This is a genomic window from Egicoccus halophilus, assembly GCF_004300825.1.
Lineage (GTDB): Bacteria > Actinomycetota > Nitriliruptoria > Nitriliruptorales > Nitriliruptoraceae > Egicoccus > Egicoccus halophilus.
The window spans coordinates 3496041-3512008 of the sequence record NZ_CP036250.1; the positions used below are offsets into that span (position 1 = coordinate 3496041).

A 15968-nucleotide genomic window follows, 5' to 3' on the forward strand; every position below is an offset into this window, starting at 1 on the left:
ACCTCGCGGACGGGCCCTGGTCGGTCATGCGCGGGGTGTGCTCAGCGCCGCGGCAGACCGCGGCGGGCGCGCGCCGCCTCGAGGGTGTTCTGCAGCAGCATCGTGACCGTCATCGGCCCGACCCCGCCGGGCACGGGCGTGATCGCACCGGCGACCTCGCGCAGGCCCTCGAAGTCGACGTCGCCGACGAGCTTGCCGTCCTCGCCGCGGTTCGTGCCGACGTCGATGACCACTGCGCCGGGACGGACCATGTCCGGCGTGATCAGTCCGATGCGTCCCACGGCAGCGACGACCACGTCCGCCGTGCGGCACACGGCGCCGAGGTCCCGGGTGCGCGAGTGCGCCAGCGTCACCGTCGCGTCGCGCCCCTTGAGGGTGAGCATGACCGACAGCGGGCGGCCCACGAGGTTGGATCGTCCGACGATCACCACATGGCTACCCGCGGTCTCCACCCCGGCGTGGTCGAGCAGTTCGAGGACGCCGTAGGGCGTGCACGAGAGGAAGGTCGGATCACCGACGGCGAGGCGACCCGCGGTGTAGGGGTTGAGCGCGTCGACGTCCTTGCCGGGATCGATCAGTTCCTGGATCGGCTGCGGGTCGAGGTGCTCCGGCAGCGGAAGCTGGACGAGGATCCCGTCGATCTGCTCGTCGGCGTTGAGGTCGTCGACCAGCCCTTCGAGGTCCGCCTGTGACGTGTCGGAGGGCAGCACGACCTGCCGGCTGAGCATCCCGGCTTCCTCGGTTGCCCGGTGCTTCATGCCGACGTAGACCTTCGACGCCGGGTCCTCGCCCACCAGCACCGCGGCCAGCCCGGGCTGGATGCCGTGCTCGGCCTTCAAGCGGGTCACGTCGTCCGCGATCCGGGCCCGCACCTGCTGTGCGAGTGCCTTGCCGTCGATGATCCTGGCGGTCATGTGTTCCTCGATACAGGTCGGAGTCCGGGTGGTGGCGACGGTTCGGGGACCGGACGAAGCCCGGCCCCCGAACCGTCGTCCGCTCAGGCGCGGCCGGCCGTACGCCACCCCTCGGCGTAGTGCTCGCGGGCCTCACGCGAGTACGGCACGGGGCTGACGGTGGCGCGGATCTCGATCTGGCGGTGCGGACGCTCGGTGCTGAGCTTGCGCGAACCGCCGTCGGGCTCGCCCCAGACGACCTTCACCTCGCTGCCGACCTCGAGCGACGGGTCGACGACCGCGAGCGACAGGAAGCGGCGCTCGTTGTAGGTGTAGCCGGTGAACAGCGACAGACCGATGTCCTTGCCGTCGTGGACGACGCGGTCGTAGCTGGCCGAGCCGTAGACGCTCTGCGGCAGGTCGAGGTACTTGTAGGGCACCTCGTCGCTCAGCAGCGACGCCCAGACCTTCAGCACGTCCTCGGCGTTCCAGGCGAGGGTCACCTTGCGCCGCTGGGACTCCTTGTCCATCGCCTCGAGCGCGTCGCGGCCGACGAAGTCGTGGTCGAGCTTCGCCATGTGGCCGTAGCCCATCTCATACGGCGTGAGGTAGTAGTCCTCGATGTCGTCGGACACGAAGCTGCCCGCCAGGGTGCCGCCGCGCCCCTCGAGGCTGTTGGCCGGCACCCAGTCGCGGTAGCCCGACATCTTCTCACCGGTGTAGATGGCCGGGAGCGGCGAGGGGATCCAGCCCGACTCGATCGTGTTGGTCGAGTAGGCGCGGGCGCCGACGGGGCGGATGCCGAACTCCTCACCGGCCTCGAGGATCGCGTCGCGGACCTCGTCGTACTCCTCGTACGGACCCCAGACCTCGAGGCCTGGCTGACCGGCCATGCCGTGGCGCAGGGCGGGCAGGCGTCGGCCCGCCATCGTGACCGAGTCGAAGTTGAAGAACTTGATGTTCGGCAGGTCGCCCCCGGTCAGCTTCTTGATCAGCTGCTCGGCCTTGGGGCCCTGGATCTGGAACCGGTACTGCGTGCGGTTGACCGGCTTGCCCAGCGTGATGGAGGGCGCACGCGGGTCACGGGTGATCTCGACGTCGTAGTCACCGGCCTCGGCGTTGTAGTGCACCCAGTTCGGCGCCGGGGAGCGGCCCACGAACTCGTACAGGTCCTCCTCGAGGTGGAACAGGATGCCGTCGCCGATGACGAACCCGTCCGGGCTGACGGGCACGTACTGCTTGGCCTTGCCGACGGTGAAGTTCTTGAACGAGTTGATGCCGTGGTCTCGGAGCAGACGCTCGGCGTCCGGTCCCTTGACGTACATGTTGTCCATGTGCCAGGTCTGGTCGTAGAGGATGCAGTCCTCGGTCCAGGCCCGCTGTTCGTCGATCCAGTTGGAGAACTCCGGCGGCTTGGTCGGGTAGACGTACCGGCCCACCTGGTTGTTGCGCAGCAACTCGACGGGATCGCCCGCGCTGCGCAGGAGGTCGTTCAGACTTTCGTTGCTCATGCCACTTCCCTTGTCGTCCGCGGTGTCACCAGTTGGTCCCGGACCGGAAGGCAAGTCGTGCACGATCACCAACCGGTGCCGGGGTGCTGCGGTAGATCAGAACACGACCGTGGAGTTGCCGTCCCGCAGGACCCGATCCTCCGCGTGCCACCCGACGGCCCTCGCGAGCACCTGACGTTCGACGTCGGCGCCGAAGCGCTGGAGCGCCTTGGTGCTCATGGCGTGGGACACACGGATGACGTCCTGCTCGATGATCGGCCCCTCGTCGAGGTCCTCGGTCACGTAGTGCGCCGTCGCACCGATCAACTTGACGCCCCGCTCCTTCGCCCGTTGGTAGGGCGATGCGCCCATGAACGCCGGCAGGAAGGAGTGGTGGATGTTGATGATCGGGACGGCGAGCTCCTCGAGGAAGTCCCCCGAGAGGATCTGCATGTAGCGGGCCAGGACGACCAGGTCGACGTTGCCCTTGAGCAGCTTCATCTGCTCGCGTTCGGCCTCGGGCTTCGCTCCCTTCGCCACGGGGACGTGGAAGAACGGGATGCCGAAGCGACGAACCTCTTCGCTGAGGTCCGGGTGGTTCGAGATCACCATCGTGACGTCGATCGCCAGTTCCCCGCGCCGGTGACGCCACAACAGATCCATCAGACAGTGGTCGAGCTTCGACACCATGATGGCGGTGCGCTTGCGTCGCTTGACCTCCAGCATCGTGCAGTGGAGACCGAACTTCGCCCCCACCTCCTCGGCGATCACGTCCTCGAGCTCGGCGCGGCGGACCTGCAGGTTCGGCAGGTGGAACTCGGTGCGCTGGAAGAACCGACCGCCCTCCGGGTCGCTCGAGAACTGATCGAGCGACACGATGTTCGCACCCGCCCGGCTGAGCGCTCCGGACACGGCCGCGACCACACCGGGCTGATCGGGGCCCTTGATGATCAGTCGCCCGACGTCGGTGTCCTCGTCCCCTCGCATCTGACTTCCTTTGCGGTCAGGCGCGCACGGACGCCAGCAGCTTCTGCCGCCAGGCCTCGGTGCGCTCGAGCTCGTTGAAGGTGAAGATGTGCAGCCCCGACACGTAGGTCGGCGTCTGACTCAGCGTCTTGCCCAGTCGCCGAAGCAACCGCGTCGGGTTGTAACCGCCGGGCACCAGCAGCCGCCAGACCAGGTTCTGTTGTTTCTGCAGGAACCGCGCCGACTGTCCGAGGCCGATGCCCGCGGAGATCCGCATCAGTTTCTGTCGGTTCACGGGCCCGGGCACCCCGAGGTGGATGGGCACGTGCACGCCGGCCTGCTCGAGTCGCGACGCCCAGGCGGCGATCGTGTCGGGGGCGAAGCAGATCTGGGTGATGATCCGGTCGGCGTGGGTGGCCTTCTGGTGCAACGCGGTGTCCAACGCGGCCTCCGGGATGCTGGCGTGACCCTCCGGGTAGCCGCCGACGCCCAGGTTCTCGTAGGAGAAGCCGATGCCGTCGAGCGCGTCGATGAGCTCCTTGGCGCTCGAGAACGGCCCGTGAGGCTCGGGTGCGTCACCGCCGATCACGAACAGCGAGCGGATCCCGGCCTCGTCGAGACGCTCCGTGATGCGCCGCAGCTGCCCGTGGTCCTCGACCAGTCGCGCCGCCAGGTGTGGTGCCACCCGGTAGCCCGCCCGCGCCAGGGCCACGGCGAGGTCGAGCGTGGCATCCAGCCCTCGTCCCTCGGCGGCGGTGACGGTCAGCGGCACGTCCTTGGGCACGTGCTGCAGCACCGACGCCTCGGTCTTCTTGAACGGCATGACCTCGTAGCCGATGTTGCGCACCAGGCCGGCGAGGTCGATCGGGGCGACGGTCGGCCGGGGGGTGTCCTCGTCACCCGGCTCGTCCGGGCGCCCACCGACGGAGTGGCTCTCGCTCATCGTCGCTCCCATCGTCCAGCTGGCTCGCGCCCCAACGTGGTGGGGCAGGGATACTCGTCAACACTCTGGTTCGTACGGCTCGTCATGGGTGGGCGGGAGCCGCCGCCCGGACCAGGGACCCGCCCGGCATCACAGCGGCGAGGGGTTCGTCGGACGCCAACGCCCGCTCGAGATTGCGTCGCGCGAGTCGCGCGTGCTCCCGCGCGACCGCTTCCGCGCGGGCACCTTCGCGGGCAGCGATGGCGTTGACGATCACGCGGTGCTGCTCCTGGGCGATGGTCATCCAGCGACGGGCACCGCGCCCCTGCCCCCGCACCAGCGCGTTCGGCGACGCGAACGGCAGTGCCAGGACGTGCTCGAGCGATCGCTGCAGGACCGCACTCGACGCCAGCCCCAGCAACAGCGCGTGGAACCGCTCGTTCAGCGCGACGTAGTCCTCGAAGATCCCTTCCGTCCCGCCCTCGCCGTCGAGCAGCTGGTCGGCCTCCTCGACGACCTCCCGCAGCGGGAGCAGGTACGACGGGTCGTCGAGGCGTTCGGCCGCGAACCGAGCTGCGGTTCCCTCGAGCACCCCGCGCAGCTCGATGGCGTCCGCGACGTCCGCGACGCTGAAGTCCTGCACCAGGTAGCCACCCGACGCATGTTGGCGCACCAGACCCTCGTGCTCGAGGCTGATGAGGGCCAGCCGCAACGGCGTGCGCGAGACCCCGAGCCGGGCACACAGTGGGATCTCGGACAGTCGCTCGCCGGGGGCGAACGCACCACCGAGCAACATCTCCCGCAACGTCAACAGCGCCTTGATCCGTTGCGATGCGGGCGGTTCGGGCAGTGAACTCACGAGCGCACCCTCCCTGGCCTTGGCGTCGCGACGCCCGGAACCTCCGCTGCGACCCACGTCCCCCCGATGATGACATGACCCGCCCGTTGCATGCAACCGAACCGGTGTCCTCGGACGGCATGCCGGCGGCCCCGCCCGCCCACTGCGGGGCGAGACTGGCTCGCTTCAGACGGAAATTCCGAGCAGCGTGCCCGAAATCCGTATCGATCACGGCGGGACCTGAGCGAGCGATGAGCGCACACAGTGATGAAGCTGCATGCAATCGACCCCTCCGGCTCCCGCCGCTCCATTCCGTCAACAAAATCGTTGACAACATTGCCGCAAGTCCTAGCTCGGCCCGTGCGAACGGGAGGTTCGCGCGTCGAGAGCGGGGACACCCCGTTCGAGGGAGAGGGAGCGACATGCCCGCAACACCTGGAGCGCAGCACCGACCACGACGCTGGCGAGCCGGCCTGGCCGCCCTGTCGACCATCGGGTTGGTCACGACCGCGGTGCCCGCGGTCGCCGACACCGGGACGTCCTGCGAGGACCTCGTCGGCACGGCGATCTCCGCCGACGACATCGGACTCCCCACCTCAGGAGCCGAGGTGACCACGGCTCGGGTCGCCTCCCCGAACACCGCGGGGGCGTACTGCCTCGTCGAGGGCCGCATCGCGCCGGTGTCCGCCGACGCGCCCGACATCCGGTTCCGGGTCAATCTTCCCCTGGACTGGAACGGCAAGGCGGTCCACTTCGGCGGTGGTGGCTACAACGGCACCGTGGTGACGGGGACCGGGAGCGTCCCGTCGGCCCCGGCCGGGACACCGACCCCGCTGCAGCAGGGCTACGCGACCTTCGGTAGCGACTCGGGCCACAGCAGCGCCGAGCATCCCGGCGGTTCGTTCGCCCTGATCGAGGAGTCGCTGGTCAACTTCGCCTACGCGGCCCTGAAGAAGACCCGCGACGTCGCGGTCTCGCTGATGGAGACGCACTACGACCACACCCCCGGGCAGACCTACTTCGTCGGCAGTTCCCAGGGCGGCCGCGAGGGACTGATGGTCGCCCAGCGGTTCCCGACCGACTACGACGGGGTGTTCAGCCGCGTCCCGGTCGTGAACTTCACCGGCCAGCAACTGTTCGTCAACGCGCTCGCGGAGCCGATCCTCGACGGCGGCTGGATCGACGCGGCCGGCATCGCCCTGCTCGACGCGACGACCCGCACCACCTGTGACGGGCTCGACGGCCTCGTGGACGGGATCATCAGCCGACCGCAGGACTGCGACGTCGACTTCGAGGCGCTGCTGTGCGAGGCGGGCGAGACCGCCGGCTGCCTGACGCAGGAGCAGATCGACGTCGTCGAGCAGTTCCACGCGCCCCTGGTGCTCGAGTACGCGCTCGCCAACGGCGTGGCCGGCTACCCCGGCTTCCCGGTCGGCGGCGAAGCCAACGACTGGCCGTTCTGGGTCATGGGGGCCAACGGTGCGCCCGGGTTCACGGTGAACCTCGGAGCCGACTTCATCCGCTACTTCATCGCGCAGGATCCGGACTTCGACACGGTCGGGTTCGACCCGAACGCGCCCGAGTGGCGCGAGCGGATCCTCGAGGTCTCCGAGCTGCTCGACGCGACCGACCCGGACCTGTCCGCGTTCCACGCCAGTGGTGGCAAGCTGATCCTGCAGGAGAACCTCGGCGACAACGGCCGCAGCGCCTTCGCGGGGCTGGACTACCACGCCTCCGTGACCGAGGCGCTCAACAAGGGTCGCACCGACAAGTTCTTCCGGGCCTACGCGGTGCCCAAGGCCGACCACAGCGGTGGCGCCGGACCCAACGACGTCGACTGGCTGGCGCTCCTCGACCGTTGGGTCACCGACGGCAGGGCGCCCCGCGACGTGGTGCTGCAGGAGCGCGGCACCGACCGCACCCGCCCGGCCTGCGAGTGGCCGACCTGGTCGCGCTACTTCCGTGGCGACCCGGACCAGGCCACGAGCTTCAAGTGCATGAAGGCGCCGGGCTTCAAGGGCTGACTCCCACCCGCGCGACCGACCTTCGGGGCGGGGCCACACGGCCCCGCCCCGAAGGCGTCGTGGACGCCGGTCAGATCTCGGTGGACTCGCCGTCCGCGAGGACGACCACCTCGGCGATCGGGCACTGCTTCGCGAACAGCGCGGGATCCGCGAGGAAGTGGTCGTAGTGGACCGGCACCGAGACCCGCGCGCCGCTGGCCTCGACCATCCGGTAGGCGTCACGGGCGCTGCAGCTGGGACCGGCGATCGGCGTGGCGAGCACCTCGGCGACCACGCCGCGCAGGTCCTTCGCATCGCCGGGATGCAGCAGCCGGTCGTCCACCACGAAGCCGAGGTTCGCCGGTCCCGGGCGGCCGTCGACCATCGGCATGTGCGGCAGGTCGTGTGCCGCGACCGGGACCCCGGCCGCCTCGAACGTCGCCCCGGCGACGACCGTGGTCGCACCGTCGCCGATCATGGCACTCACCTCGGCGTTGGCGAACACCGGCACACCGCGCTCGAGCAGCGGCCCGACCCACTCCTCGCCGAAGTGGTCGGGGTGCTGGTGGGTGTACAGGGCCGCGTCGATGCTGCCGAGCTCGTCGAGCGCCCGGCGGCGCGTGACGTGGAACCCGGCGTCGAGCAGCAACCGGGCACCGTTGCCGGCCTCGACCACGAGACACGACTGGGGGTACTTGGTGATCCGCACGGTGTCCTCCTCGGTGACGGGCCGCCCATCCCGGCGGGGCGGCTCGGCCAGGCGGTTCGTCAGCCCCAGATCTCCTGCGCGGTCTCGACCACGAGCTCGAGCTTGGCGCGTTGGTCGTCGAAGGTCAGCGAGTTCCCGTCGACGGTCGAGGAGAAGCCGCACTGCGGCGAGAGGCACAGCTGCTCGATCGGCACGAACCGGCTCGCCTCGTCGACACGACGCTTGAGGTCGTCTTTCGACTCGAGCTCCGGTCGCTTCGTGGTGATCAGTCCCAGCACGACCTGCTTGCCGGGCGGGACGTAGCGCAGCGGCTCGAACCCACCGGACCGTTCGTCGTCGAACTCGAGGAAGAACCCGTCGACGTCCAACTCGCTGAACAGCGCCTCGGCGACGAAGTCGTAGCTGCCCGTGGCCGCCCAGGACGAGCGGAAGTTCCCCCGGCACAGGTGCGTCGTGACACGCAGGTCGCGGGGGCGGTCGGCCACCGCCTCGTTGAGGTGCCGGATGTAGTGCTCGTGTTGGTGTTCGGCGTCGCCGCCCATCTCCGCGATCCTGGCGCGCTGGAGGGGGTCGTTGAGGTACGCCAGGCTGGTGTCGTCGAGCTGCAGGTACCGGCAGCCGCGTTCGGCCAGGGCCTGCAGCTCGTCGCGGTACGCCGCCGTGAGGTCGGCCCAGAACGGCTCCTCGTCGGCGTAGACGTCGGGATCGATCGCCGCCCGTCCACCCCGGTAGTGCACCATGCTCGGCGACGGGATCGTCAGCTTCGTCACCATGCCGGTCTCGTCGGCCAGCGCCTTCGTGAACGCGAAGTCGTCGGCGAAGATCGGCTCCTCGAGGCGGACGGGGCCCGCGACCGCCAGCGCAGCGGCGGTGAAGTCGACGCCACCCTGCTCGTTGTCGAAATGGACCTCGATGCTCCCGTTGGCCTGCGTGATGCCGCCCAGGCGGTAGATGAAGTCCATGTGCCAGGACGAGCGCCGGAACTCGCCGTCGGTCGCGGCCGGAAGGCCCACCTCCTGCTGGAGTGCCACGACCTCCCGGACGGCATCGTCCTCGACCGCACGCAGGCCGGCCGCGTCGAGTTGCCCGGCGGCGTGACGTTGGCGCGCCTCGAGCAGCTGCGGCGGCCGCAGCAGGCTGCCGACGTGGTCGGCGCGGAAGGGGGGAAGTCGATCGTGCATGCGCGGTGCCTCGGTCTCGACGGGTGCGACACCTTAGGCCGAGGTCGTCGCGTCCGGTCGTCCACCCTGGTGCGCCTTCCGGTCAGGCGGGGGGCACCGGCACCTCGGCGGATTGTTCGTCGCGGTCCGGCGGGACCAGCGCCTTTGCCAGGGCCGCGCTGGCGAGCAGCGCCCCGGCGGCGATGGTGAGGGTGGCGCGTTCCGGCAGGAAACCGAGGAGCGCGACGGCCGGCAGCACCGCAGCGCCGACGACCTCCGCGCCGAACACGGGCCAGATCACCGCGCGACCGGGGTCGCCCCGGAGCACCGCTTCGCCGGGGATGACCGACAGGGCCAGCGGCAGGGCCCCCAGGGTGAGGCCGCCGAACGCGAACAGCACCGCCGGTGCCCAGGGGGGCGCGCTGCCCACGGCGAGCACCAGGCTGAGTCCGAGGCCGGCGGCGCCGCCGACCGCCGTGCTCGTGCCGACGGCCAGCCCGCGCCCGACACGGTCCGAGGCCATCGGCACGAACAGGGCCGCCAGCCAGCCGCCGATGCCGAACGCCCCGACGATCGCACCGGCCGTGTCCGGCGTGACGTCGAGGGAGGCGACCACGACGCTGGGACCGGTCTGACTGACCACGTTCAGCCAGCACGCGAACAGGATGCCGAACACCGTTGCCAGGGTGATGTTGCGGCGGCCGTGTCGCGCCAGGACGGGGCGCGCCTGCTCCCGGCGCTGTGCCGCGGTCGTCTCGATCGCCTCGGACGCGGCGGGCGCGGGAGGCGTGATCAGCCAGAAGGCCGCCGTTGCGGCGAGCAGCAGGACGGCGGCCGTCAGCAACGCGGAGCGCCAGTCGGCGCGAACGGCGACGCTGAGCACGACGACCGGTGCGACCAGGCTGCCGAGGAGTCGCGTCGCGGAGAACAGGATGCCGGCGTCGAGTCCGCGACGTCGACGGGGGGCCCAGGCGAAGATGAGCCCCGTCAGCGGCGGGGCGACCGTCCCGGCGAGGACGCCGCCGAGGAACCGCAGGAGGAGGAACGCCGGCCAGCCGCCGACCAGGGCCGACGCCACGTGCACCAGGCCGGCGCCGCCGGCCCCCAACGCGATGCGGGAGCGGTCGGAGAGTCGTCCGCTGAGCCAACGTCCGACCCCCATCGCGACCGCCCAGCCCAACCCGATGGTGAGCGGGACGAGCGCCAGTTGGTGCGCCGCCAGGCCTTCCTGTTCGCGGATCACGACGATCAGGTACAGCGGCGCGAGACGGTCGAGGAACACCATGCCGAACACCAGCGCGCCGCCGCCCACCGCGCGGACCTCGGAGCGGACCGGTGCCTCCAAACTCAACCACCACCCGTAGCGTGCGGCGACCCTAGCGCGGCGCACGGTATTGTTGACAATCTTGTTGGCAGCAACTTGGGTCGGGTTCCCGGTCACTCGCGGAGGCAACATGGCGCGCACGTTCGTACTCACCCATGGCGCGTGGCACGGTGCCTGGTGCTGGCAACGCGTCACACCGGCGCTCCGCGCCGCCGGCCACGAGGTCGTCGTGCCGACCCTGACCGGTCTCGGTCACCGCGCGCACCTGACCCACCCGATGGTGGGCCTCGACACCCACGTCCGTGACGTGGCCTCCGTGCTCGAGTACGAGGATCTGCACGACGTGGTCCTGGTCGGGCACAGCTACGCCGGCATGGTCGTCGTCGGGGCCGCCGCGGCGGTGCCCGAGCGGATCGGGGCGCTGGTGGTGGTGGACGGTTTCGTCCCGCAGCGCGGTGAGCGGGCCGTCGATCTGCTGCCGTCACATGCCGCGGCGCACTACCGCGAGTCGGCCGAGGAGAAGGGCGACGGCTGGCGGGTACCGCCGCGCCCGCTGCAGAACCTCGGCGTCACCGACGAGGAGGCGGCCGCCTGGCTGCGTCCACGACTGGTCGACCACCCCTTCAAGACCTACACCGACACCGCGGACTTCGGAGCCTCCGAGCTCTCGGTCGAGGGGACGTACCTGGCCTGTGACGGTTGGAACACGCCGTTCGGGTGGGCAGCCGAGCGCGCCGCCGGGCTCGGCTGGCAGGTGGAGAGCCTGGACGCCGATCACGAGGTGATCGCCACGTCCCCGGACCTGCTCGTCGACGCATTGTTGCGCGTCGCCACCGAGCGGCACGTCACCGCCTGACCGAAGGACACGTCATGGAGTTCCTCGTCCGCACGACCAACAACCTGCCGGCGGACACGCCGGAGGAACGCCGCCGCGAACTGCTGCAGGCCGAACGGGCCCGCGCTGCCGAGTTGCGCGAGGCCGGGCTGCTCAAGAAGCTGTGGCGGGTGCCCGGAACGCGCTCCTCGATCGGCTGGTACGAGGCCAGGGACGCCACCGAACTTCACGAGGCGCTCTCGTCGCTGGCGTTCTTCCCGTGGGTGGACATCGTCGTCGAGCCGCTGGCGCAGCATCCTCAGGAGCGCTGACGACAGGAGCGCTGACCACGGCAGGCCACGTGAGCCCGGTGCCCGGAGGTACTTGCTCCGGGCACTCGCGCGTCAGCGCCGTGCCTCCAATGGCACGCACAGCACGGGGCGCCCGGCGGCGAGCAGCAGGTCCTGGGTCGTGCTTCCGAGGAGCAGCTTGCTGACCCGGGAGCGCGTCCGGACCCCGATGACGAGCAGCGTCGCCTCGGCGTCGGCAGCCGCATCGATCAGCACCGTGCTCGGGTTGTCGTCGCTGCTGGTGACGACGTGTGCCCGACAGTCGACACCTCGCCGGCCCACGGCTGCGGCGGTGGCCTCGAGTTGCGTCCGCACGTCGGCCGCCGCGGTCATCTCCCGGTCCACACCGGTCGCATGTTCGAGATCCTGGAGCTTGACGTGGCGAACGAGCACCAGGCCACGAGCGGCCTGGCGCGCCTGTTCCTCCCCGGCCGCGACCAGGGTCTGTTCTGCCGGACCACCCGGCGTGCAGACGACGATGCTCATCGGAACTCCTCTCACGGGGACGCGAAGGCCGACCCCGACACGTTTCAGCCCATCAACCCGGGCAGGACCAGCACGATCTGCGGGAAGAAGATCACCAGGAGGGCAGCGACCACCAGCGCGAGCCAGAACGGCGCCACGGAGCGGAACACCTTCTCGAGCGGGACGTCCGCCACCCGGCTGACGACGAAACTGATGATCCCGACCGGCGGCGTCAGCAGACCTGTCAGGAGCATCATGATGCTGAGTACGCCGAACCAGACCCCGTCGAAGCCGAGGTCGATGACGATCGGGTACATGATCGGCGTCATGATCACCAGGATCGCGATCTCGTCCATGAACGCACCGAGCACCACGTACAGCAGCAGGATCGCCGCCGCCACCACCCAGCCGGCGACCTCGAGGTCGCCGATGAAGCCGCCGAGCGTGCGGGGGATCCCGGTGGCCGACAGGAAGAAGCCGAACATCCGGCCGCCGATCACGACGAGGAAGATCATCGCGCTCAGGCGCACCGTCTGGCTGACGGCCTCGATGAATCCGCTCCAACTCAACCGCCCCGACAGCACGCTGAACGCCAGGGCGAGGAACGCGCCGACGGCACCGGCCTCGGTGGGGGTGAACACGCCGAGGTAGATCCCGCCCATGCTCAGACCGAAGATGGCTGGCACCGCCCAGACCCGCAGCACGAGTGTGCGCATCGGGCTGCGTTGCACGTGACCTTCGGCACCGGGGGCGAGTTGCGGGCGTCGTCGGACCAGCAGATAGGCGGTGAGCATCAACAGCAACGTGGTCATCAGGCCTGGAAGGATCCCGCCGATGAGCAGCGCTCCGATGTTCTCCTCGGTCAGGATGCCGTAGAGCACGAGGACGGCACTCGGCGGGATCAGTGAGCCGAGCGTCCCGCCCACGGCGATGCAGGCGGCACCGAGCCCCTCGTCGTAGTTGTATCGACGCATCTCGGGCATGGCGACGAGCGACATGGTCGACGCCGACGCGGTGGCGGAGCCGCTCACCGCGCCGAACAGGCTCGATGCCCCGATGGTGGCAAGGGCGAGGCCCCCACGCACGCGCCAGAGCAAGCCGTCGAGGAAGCGGTACAGGTCGCGGCCCAGCGCCGCCTGCGCCAACAGCAACCCCATGAGGACGAACAGAGGGATCACGCTCAGCGTGTAACTGGCCGTACTGGCGAACGCGTCGGAGCCCAGGCGAGCGAGCGCCGCGTCGGGACGCACGACGAGGCCGTATCCCGCCACGGAGACCAGGATCATGGCGATGCCCACGGGCACCCGCGCGACCAGCAACAGGATGAGGACGGCGAAGCCCAACAGGCCGATCAGTTCTGAGGACATGGGTCAGCGCTCGTCGTCGGTGGTGGGCAGGTCGATGGGCAGCTGCCCGTCCTCGGGATCGGGGTCGTCCGGTCCCCGGCTGCGCTCGAAGGCGGTGGTCAGGACGCCGACCGCATAGATCACCAGTCCGACCACCCCGACCCAGGCGACCCAGTAGAGCGGGATGGACAGGGCACTGGTCGTCCGCCGCGAGGCTTCGAGAATCCCGACGTAGTCGTGCAGGCGCCAGGCCATCAGGGCGACCGTGACCAGGCTGACCGCGGCGGCGAACAGGCCGAGCCCGACCCGTCCACGACGGCCCAACTTCTCGTACACCAGGTCCACCCGGATGTGGTCCTCGCGCACCTGGGCGTAGGCGAAGCCGAGGAACACGATCGCGACCATGCCGATCTCGGTCAGTTCCACGGTCCCGCGGATCGGCCGGTTGAAGAGCCAACGCCCCACGACGTTGCCCACGATCATCAGCATCAGGCCGACGATCAGCGCCCCCGACACGTAGTGGAGCGCTCGGGTCAGGCCGGCGAACCGTGCGACGAGACGTTCCATGACGGCCATCTCCCGTTGAACGCGGTGCAGGGGGCGGGCCGGCTGGCCGGCCCGCCCCCTGCGCTCACTGCTTCGGACGTGGTGCTAGTTGACGCCTGCCAGCTCGAGCATCCGGTCGTACATCTCTTGGGCCTGGACGTCGTCGCCCATGGAGTCGATCCAGCTCTGTGGCACGTCCGCCGTGGCGTCACGCCACTCCTGCAGCTGGGACTCGTCGAGCTCGTGGATCTCGAAGCCCCACTCCTCGAACTGGTCGACCGCCTCACCGCCGACCTGGTCCATGTCCTCGGCGAGCCTCATCGACAGGTCCTCGAACGCGGTTTCCTGGAACACGGCCTGCTGCTCGGGCGACATGGCGTCCCAGGTGGCCGGGTTCATCACGAGGAACATGGTGCCGACGAAGAAGTTCCCGCGGGTCACGTGACCGACGACCTCTTCGAGGCCGAAGGTCGGGACACCGGAGTGCCCGATCAGCAGGCCGTCGATGACGCCGCGGTCGAGCGAGTCGTACAGCTCCGGCGCGGGCATGCCGACGGCGGAGCCGCCCAGGGTTTCGATCAGCGCGTTCTGCATCGGGGCGGGTGTACGGATACTCAGGCCACGGACGTCGTCGGTGGACTCGACCGGCGTGCTGGTCGTGAACAGGTCACCGACGTCGTGCGCCCACAGCGCCAGGACCTGGACCTCGCCGTACTCGTCCTGGAACTCGGGGAACTCCTCGTACAGGTTCCACAGGACCTCGGTGCCCTGGACCGCCGAGCCGAACACGAACGGCAGCTCGATCACCTGGGTGATCGGGAACTGCCCCGGCGTGTACCCGTGCAGCGCCCAGCCCATGTCGGTCACCCCTGCTGCGGGGTGCTCGTAGTTGTCCGGCGGTCCGGAGAGCGCGCCGGCCGGCTGGACGTCGAACCTCACCGTCCCGTCGGTCATCTCGGTGACCTCGTCCATCCACGGCTGCAGCACGTTCACCGCGAGGTGGTGCTGGTCGGGGAACGGGTGACCGAAGACGACCTCGACCTCCGGCGCGTCCGCGAAGGCGTCGGCGTCGGGCGCGGCAGCGCCGTCGTCACCGGCATCCTCACCGGCCGTGTCCCCGTCGGTGTCGGCGGTGTCCTCGGTCGGTGCAGCCGTGTCCGTCGCGTCGTCGTCATCACCGCCGCAGGCCACGAGCACCAGACCCATCGCCATCGTGGCAGCGATCGTCCGACGCCCTCTGCTCGCGTTGCTGTACATCCTCACCAGATTCTCCTCCCGGCCCCGTCGCGCGTGGTCGACGGGCACTCCGGCGGAGGCCGCTCCCACGTCGTCGACGCTCGTCCCTGTGCCGTGTCGGCGAAGCGCGCCGACGGTCTACGACCGATGTCGTTGCCCCGGAAACCTGCCGGACGGGGACAAGATTGTCAACATTATTTCAACCATTCATGTCGGAAGCCGCGTTCCGCCGTGCGCGCTGGCGAGGTGGAGGCCGTCGCCACTACGGCCAGCGAGGGCCTGCAGCGCGTCGATCACGCTGAACACGTGCCGGCGCATGACGTCCTCGGCCACGTCGGCGTCACCGGAGACGATCGACTCGATCACCCCACGGTGTTCCGCCAACCCGACGCTGGGGCGTCCCGGGAGCAGCGCAACACTGAAGTGGTACCGCACGCTCTGGTAGCGCAGTCGCTTCAGCAGGTCCGCCACCGTCTGTTGGCGTGCGATCTCGCGGACGTAGCGGTGCAGGTCCTGGGTGGCGGTGCTGTAGCGCATGACGTCCTCGGCCAGGACGGCGGCCGCCATGTCCTCGCCCAGGCGCCGCAACTCGGCACGCTCCCTGCCCGTGGCGTTCTGTGCCGCCTTCGCGGCGCACAAGCCCTCGAGCACGGCTCGGGCCTCGGTGATCTCGATGGCCTCGTCGAGGCTGATGGCGCGGACGCGGGCACCGCGATTGCGCTCACGCTCGACCAGCCCTTCGCCCTCCAGGCTCATCAACGCCTGTCGCACGGCACCGCGGGTCACGCCGTAGCGTTCCGTGAGTTCGGCTTCCACCAGCCGCTGCCCCGGCCCCAGCACACCAAGCATGATGTCGTCGCGTAGACACGCAACGAGCGGCCGGCCTCCTTCGCGCGCCATGACGCC

Annotated in this window: 16 protein-coding genes; 3 read left to right on the plus strand and 13 right to left on the minus strand. The window is 69.8% G+C overall.

Features of this window, described 5'->3' with window-relative positions; all coding sequences use genetic code 11:
* Window positions 1-41: 41 nt before the first annotated feature.
* From folD to ELR47_RS15925, 5 genes are all read right to left on the minus strand, one after another.
* Window positions 42-914: a bifunctional methylenetetrahydrofolate dehydrogenase/methenyltetrahydrofolate cyclohydrolase FolD gene (folD, locus tag ELR47_RS15905; protein ID WP_130650772.1), complete on the minus strand. Its 873-nt coding sequence runs from the start codon at window positions 912-914 to the stop codon at window positions 42-44.
* Window positions 915-997: 83 nt separating this feature from the next.
* Entirely contained in the window at window positions 998-2404 is a 1407-nt protein-coding gene (gene ligM / locus ELR47_RS15910) for a vanillate/3-O-methylgallate O-demethylase (protein WP_130650773.1), read from the minus strand.
* 96 nt (window positions 2405-2500) lie between these two features.
* Window positions 2501-3370 carry a formyltetrahydrofolate deformylase gene (gene purU / locus ELR47_RS15915; RefSeq protein WP_130650774.1) on the minus strand — a complete coding sequence of 290 codons (870 nt, stop codon included), beginning with the start codon at window positions 3368-3370 and terminating at the stop codon, window positions 2501-2503.
* Window positions 3371-3386: 16 nt separating this feature from the next.
* Complete coding sequence (locus tag ELR47_RS15920; protein ID WP_205745318.1) at window positions 3387-4292, minus strand: methylenetetrahydrofolate reductase; 906 nt, start codon at window positions 4290-4292, stop codon at window positions 3387-3389.
* A gap of 82 nt (window positions 4293-4374) precedes the next feature.
* Window positions 4375-5067, minus strand: coding sequence for a GntR family transcriptional regulator (locus ELR47_RS15925; RefSeq protein ID WP_130651447.1), 693 nt, complete (start codon window positions 5065-5067; stop codon window positions 4375-4377).
* A gap of 464 nt (window positions 5068-5531) precedes the next feature.
* Here ELR47_RS15925 and ELR47_RS15930 point away from each other — a divergent pair, with 464 nt between their 5' ends.
* The gene (locus ELR47_RS15930; RefSeq protein ID WP_165404133.1) at window positions 5532-7133 is read left to right on the plus strand and encodes a tannase/feruloyl esterase family alpha/beta hydrolase; all 1602 of its coding nucleotides are present in this window, start codon (window positions 5532-5534) and stop codon (window positions 7131-7133) included.
* A 70-nt stretch (window positions 7134-7203) separates the two neighbouring features.
* Here ELR47_RS15930 and ELR47_RS15935 read toward each other — a convergent pair whose 3' ends face one another.
* The 3 genes from ELR47_RS15935 to ELR47_RS15945 form a co-directional block, all read right to left on the minus strand.
* Window positions 7204-7821, minus strand: coding sequence for an MBL fold metallo-hydrolase (locus ELR47_RS15935; RefSeq protein ID WP_165404134.1), 618 nt, complete (start codon window positions 7819-7821; stop codon window positions 7204-7206).
* Between the two features lie 59 nt (window positions 7822-7880).
* Entirely contained in the window at window positions 7881-9002 is a 1122-nt protein-coding gene (locus ELR47_RS15940; RefSeq protein ID WP_130650777.1) for a 5-methyltetrahydropteroyltriglutamate--homocysteine S-methyltransferase, read from the minus strand.
* 82 nt (window positions 9003-9084) lie between these two features.
* Window positions 9085-10437 (minus strand): MFS transporter, encoded by a 1353-nt coding sequence (locus ELR47_RS15945; protein ID WP_130650778.1) that lies wholly within the window; start codon window positions 10435-10437, stop codon window positions 9085-9087.
* Here ELR47_RS15945 and ELR47_RS15950 point away from each other — a divergent pair.
* Together ELR47_RS15950 and ELR47_RS15955 are read left to right on the plus strand one after the other, a co-directional pair.
* On the plus strand, window positions 10436-11161 hold the full coding sequence (locus tag ELR47_RS15950) for an alpha/beta fold hydrolase (protein WP_130650779.1): 726 nt from the start codon (window positions 10436-10438) through the stop codon (window positions 11159-11161). The genes ELR47_RS15945 and ELR47_RS15950 overlap by 2 nt on opposite strands.
* Window positions 11162-11175: 14 nt before the next feature.
* Window positions 11176-11451 (plus strand): muconolactone Delta-isomerase, encoded by a 276-nt coding sequence (locus ELR47_RS15955; protein WP_130650780.1) that lies wholly within the window; start codon window positions 11176-11178, stop codon window positions 11449-11451.
* A gap of 72 nt (window positions 11452-11523) precedes the next feature.
* Here ELR47_RS15955 and ELR47_RS15960 read toward each other — a convergent pair whose 3' ends face one another.
* The 5 genes from ELR47_RS15960 to ELR47_RS15980 form a co-directional block, all read right to left on the minus strand.
* Window positions 11524-11955 (minus strand): universal stress protein, encoded by a 432-nt coding sequence (locus ELR47_RS15960; RefSeq protein WP_130650781.1) that lies wholly within the window; start codon window positions 11953-11955, stop codon window positions 11524-11526.
* Window positions 11956-11999: 44 nt separating this feature from the next.
* Window positions 12000-13301, minus strand: a complete 1302-nt coding sequence (locus ELR47_RS15965) for a TRAP transporter large permease (RefSeq protein WP_130650782.1) — start codon at window positions 13299-13301, stop codon at window positions 12000-12002.
* Window positions 13302-13304: 3 nt separating this feature from the next.
* Entirely contained in the window at window positions 13305-13847 is a 543-nt protein-coding gene (locus ELR47_RS15970; RefSeq protein ID WP_165404136.1) for a TRAP transporter small permease, read from the minus strand.
* A gap of 84 nt (window positions 13848-13931) precedes the next feature.
* On the minus strand, window positions 13932-15083 hold the full coding sequence (locus ELR47_RS15975; protein WP_229730487.1) for a TRAP transporter substrate-binding protein: 1152 nt from the start codon (window positions 15081-15083) through the stop codon (window positions 13932-13934).
* 186 nt (window positions 15084-15269) lie between these two features.
* Entirely contained in the window at window positions 15270-15962 is a 693-nt protein-coding gene (locus tag ELR47_RS15980) for a GntR family transcriptional regulator (RefSeq protein ID WP_130650785.1), read from the minus strand.
* Between the last annotated feature and the right edge of the window lie 6 nt (window positions 15963-15968).

Bases quoted from the DNA above. Each gene is read 5' to 3' on its own strand.
- folD (WP_130650772.1), bottom strand. From the start codon at position 914: ATGACCGCCAGGATCATCGACGGCAAGGCACTCGCACAGCAGGTGCGG.
- ligM (WP_130650773.1), bottom strand. From the start codon at position 2,404: ATGAGCAACGAAAGTCTGAACGACCTCCTGCGCAGCGCGGGCGATCCC.
- purU (WP_130650774.1), bottom strand. From the start codon at position 3,370: ATGCGAGGGGACGAGGACACCGACGTCGGGCGACTGATCATCAAGGGC.
- ELR47_RS15920 (WP_205745318.1), bottom strand. From the start codon at position 4,292: ATGAGCGAGAGCCACTCCGTCGGTGGGCGCCCGGACGAGCCGGGTGAC.
- ELR47_RS15925 (WP_130651447.1), bottom strand. From the start codon at position 5,067: ATGTTGCTCGGTGGTGCGTTCGCCCCCGGCGAGCGACTGTCCGAGATC.
- ELR47_RS15930 (WP_165404133.1), top strand. From the start codon at position 5,532: ATGCCCGCAACACCTGGAGCGCAGCACCGACCACGACGCTGGCGAGCC.
- ELR47_RS15940 (WP_130650777.1), bottom strand. From the start codon at position 9,002: ATGCACGATCGACTTCCCCCCTTCCGCGCCGACCACGTCGGCAGCCTG.
- ELR47_RS15950 (WP_130650779.1), top strand. From the start codon at position 10,436: ATGGCGCGCACGTTCGTACTCACCCATGGCGCGTGGCACGGTGCCTGG.
- ELR47_RS15945 (WP_130650778.1), bottom strand. From the start codon at position 10,437: ATGTTGCCTCCGCGAGTGACCGGGAACCCGACCCAAGTTGCTGCCAAC.
- ELR47_RS15955 (WP_130650780.1), top strand. From the start codon at position 11,176: ATGGAGTTCCTCGTCCGCACGACCAACAACCTGCCGGCGGACACGCCG.
- ELR47_RS15960 (WP_130650781.1), bottom strand. From the start codon at position 11,955: ATGAGCATCGTCGTCTGCACGCCGGGTGGTCCGGCAGAACAGACCCTG.
- ELR47_RS15965 (WP_130650782.1), bottom strand. From the start codon at position 13,301: ATGTCCTCAGAACTGATCGGCCTGTTGGGCTTCGCCGTCCTCATCCTG.
- ELR47_RS15970 (WP_165404136.1), bottom strand. From the start codon at position 13,847: ATGGAACGTCTCGTCGCACGGTTCGCCGGCCTGACCCGAGCGCTCCAC.
- ELR47_RS15975 (WP_229730487.1), bottom strand. From the start codon at position 15,083: ATGTACAGCAACGCGAGCAGAGGGCGTCGGACGATCGCTGCCACGATG.
- ELR47_RS15980 (WP_130650785.1), bottom strand. From the start codon at position 15,962: ATGGCGCGCGAAGGAGGCCGGCCGCTCGTTGCGTGTCTACGCGACGAC.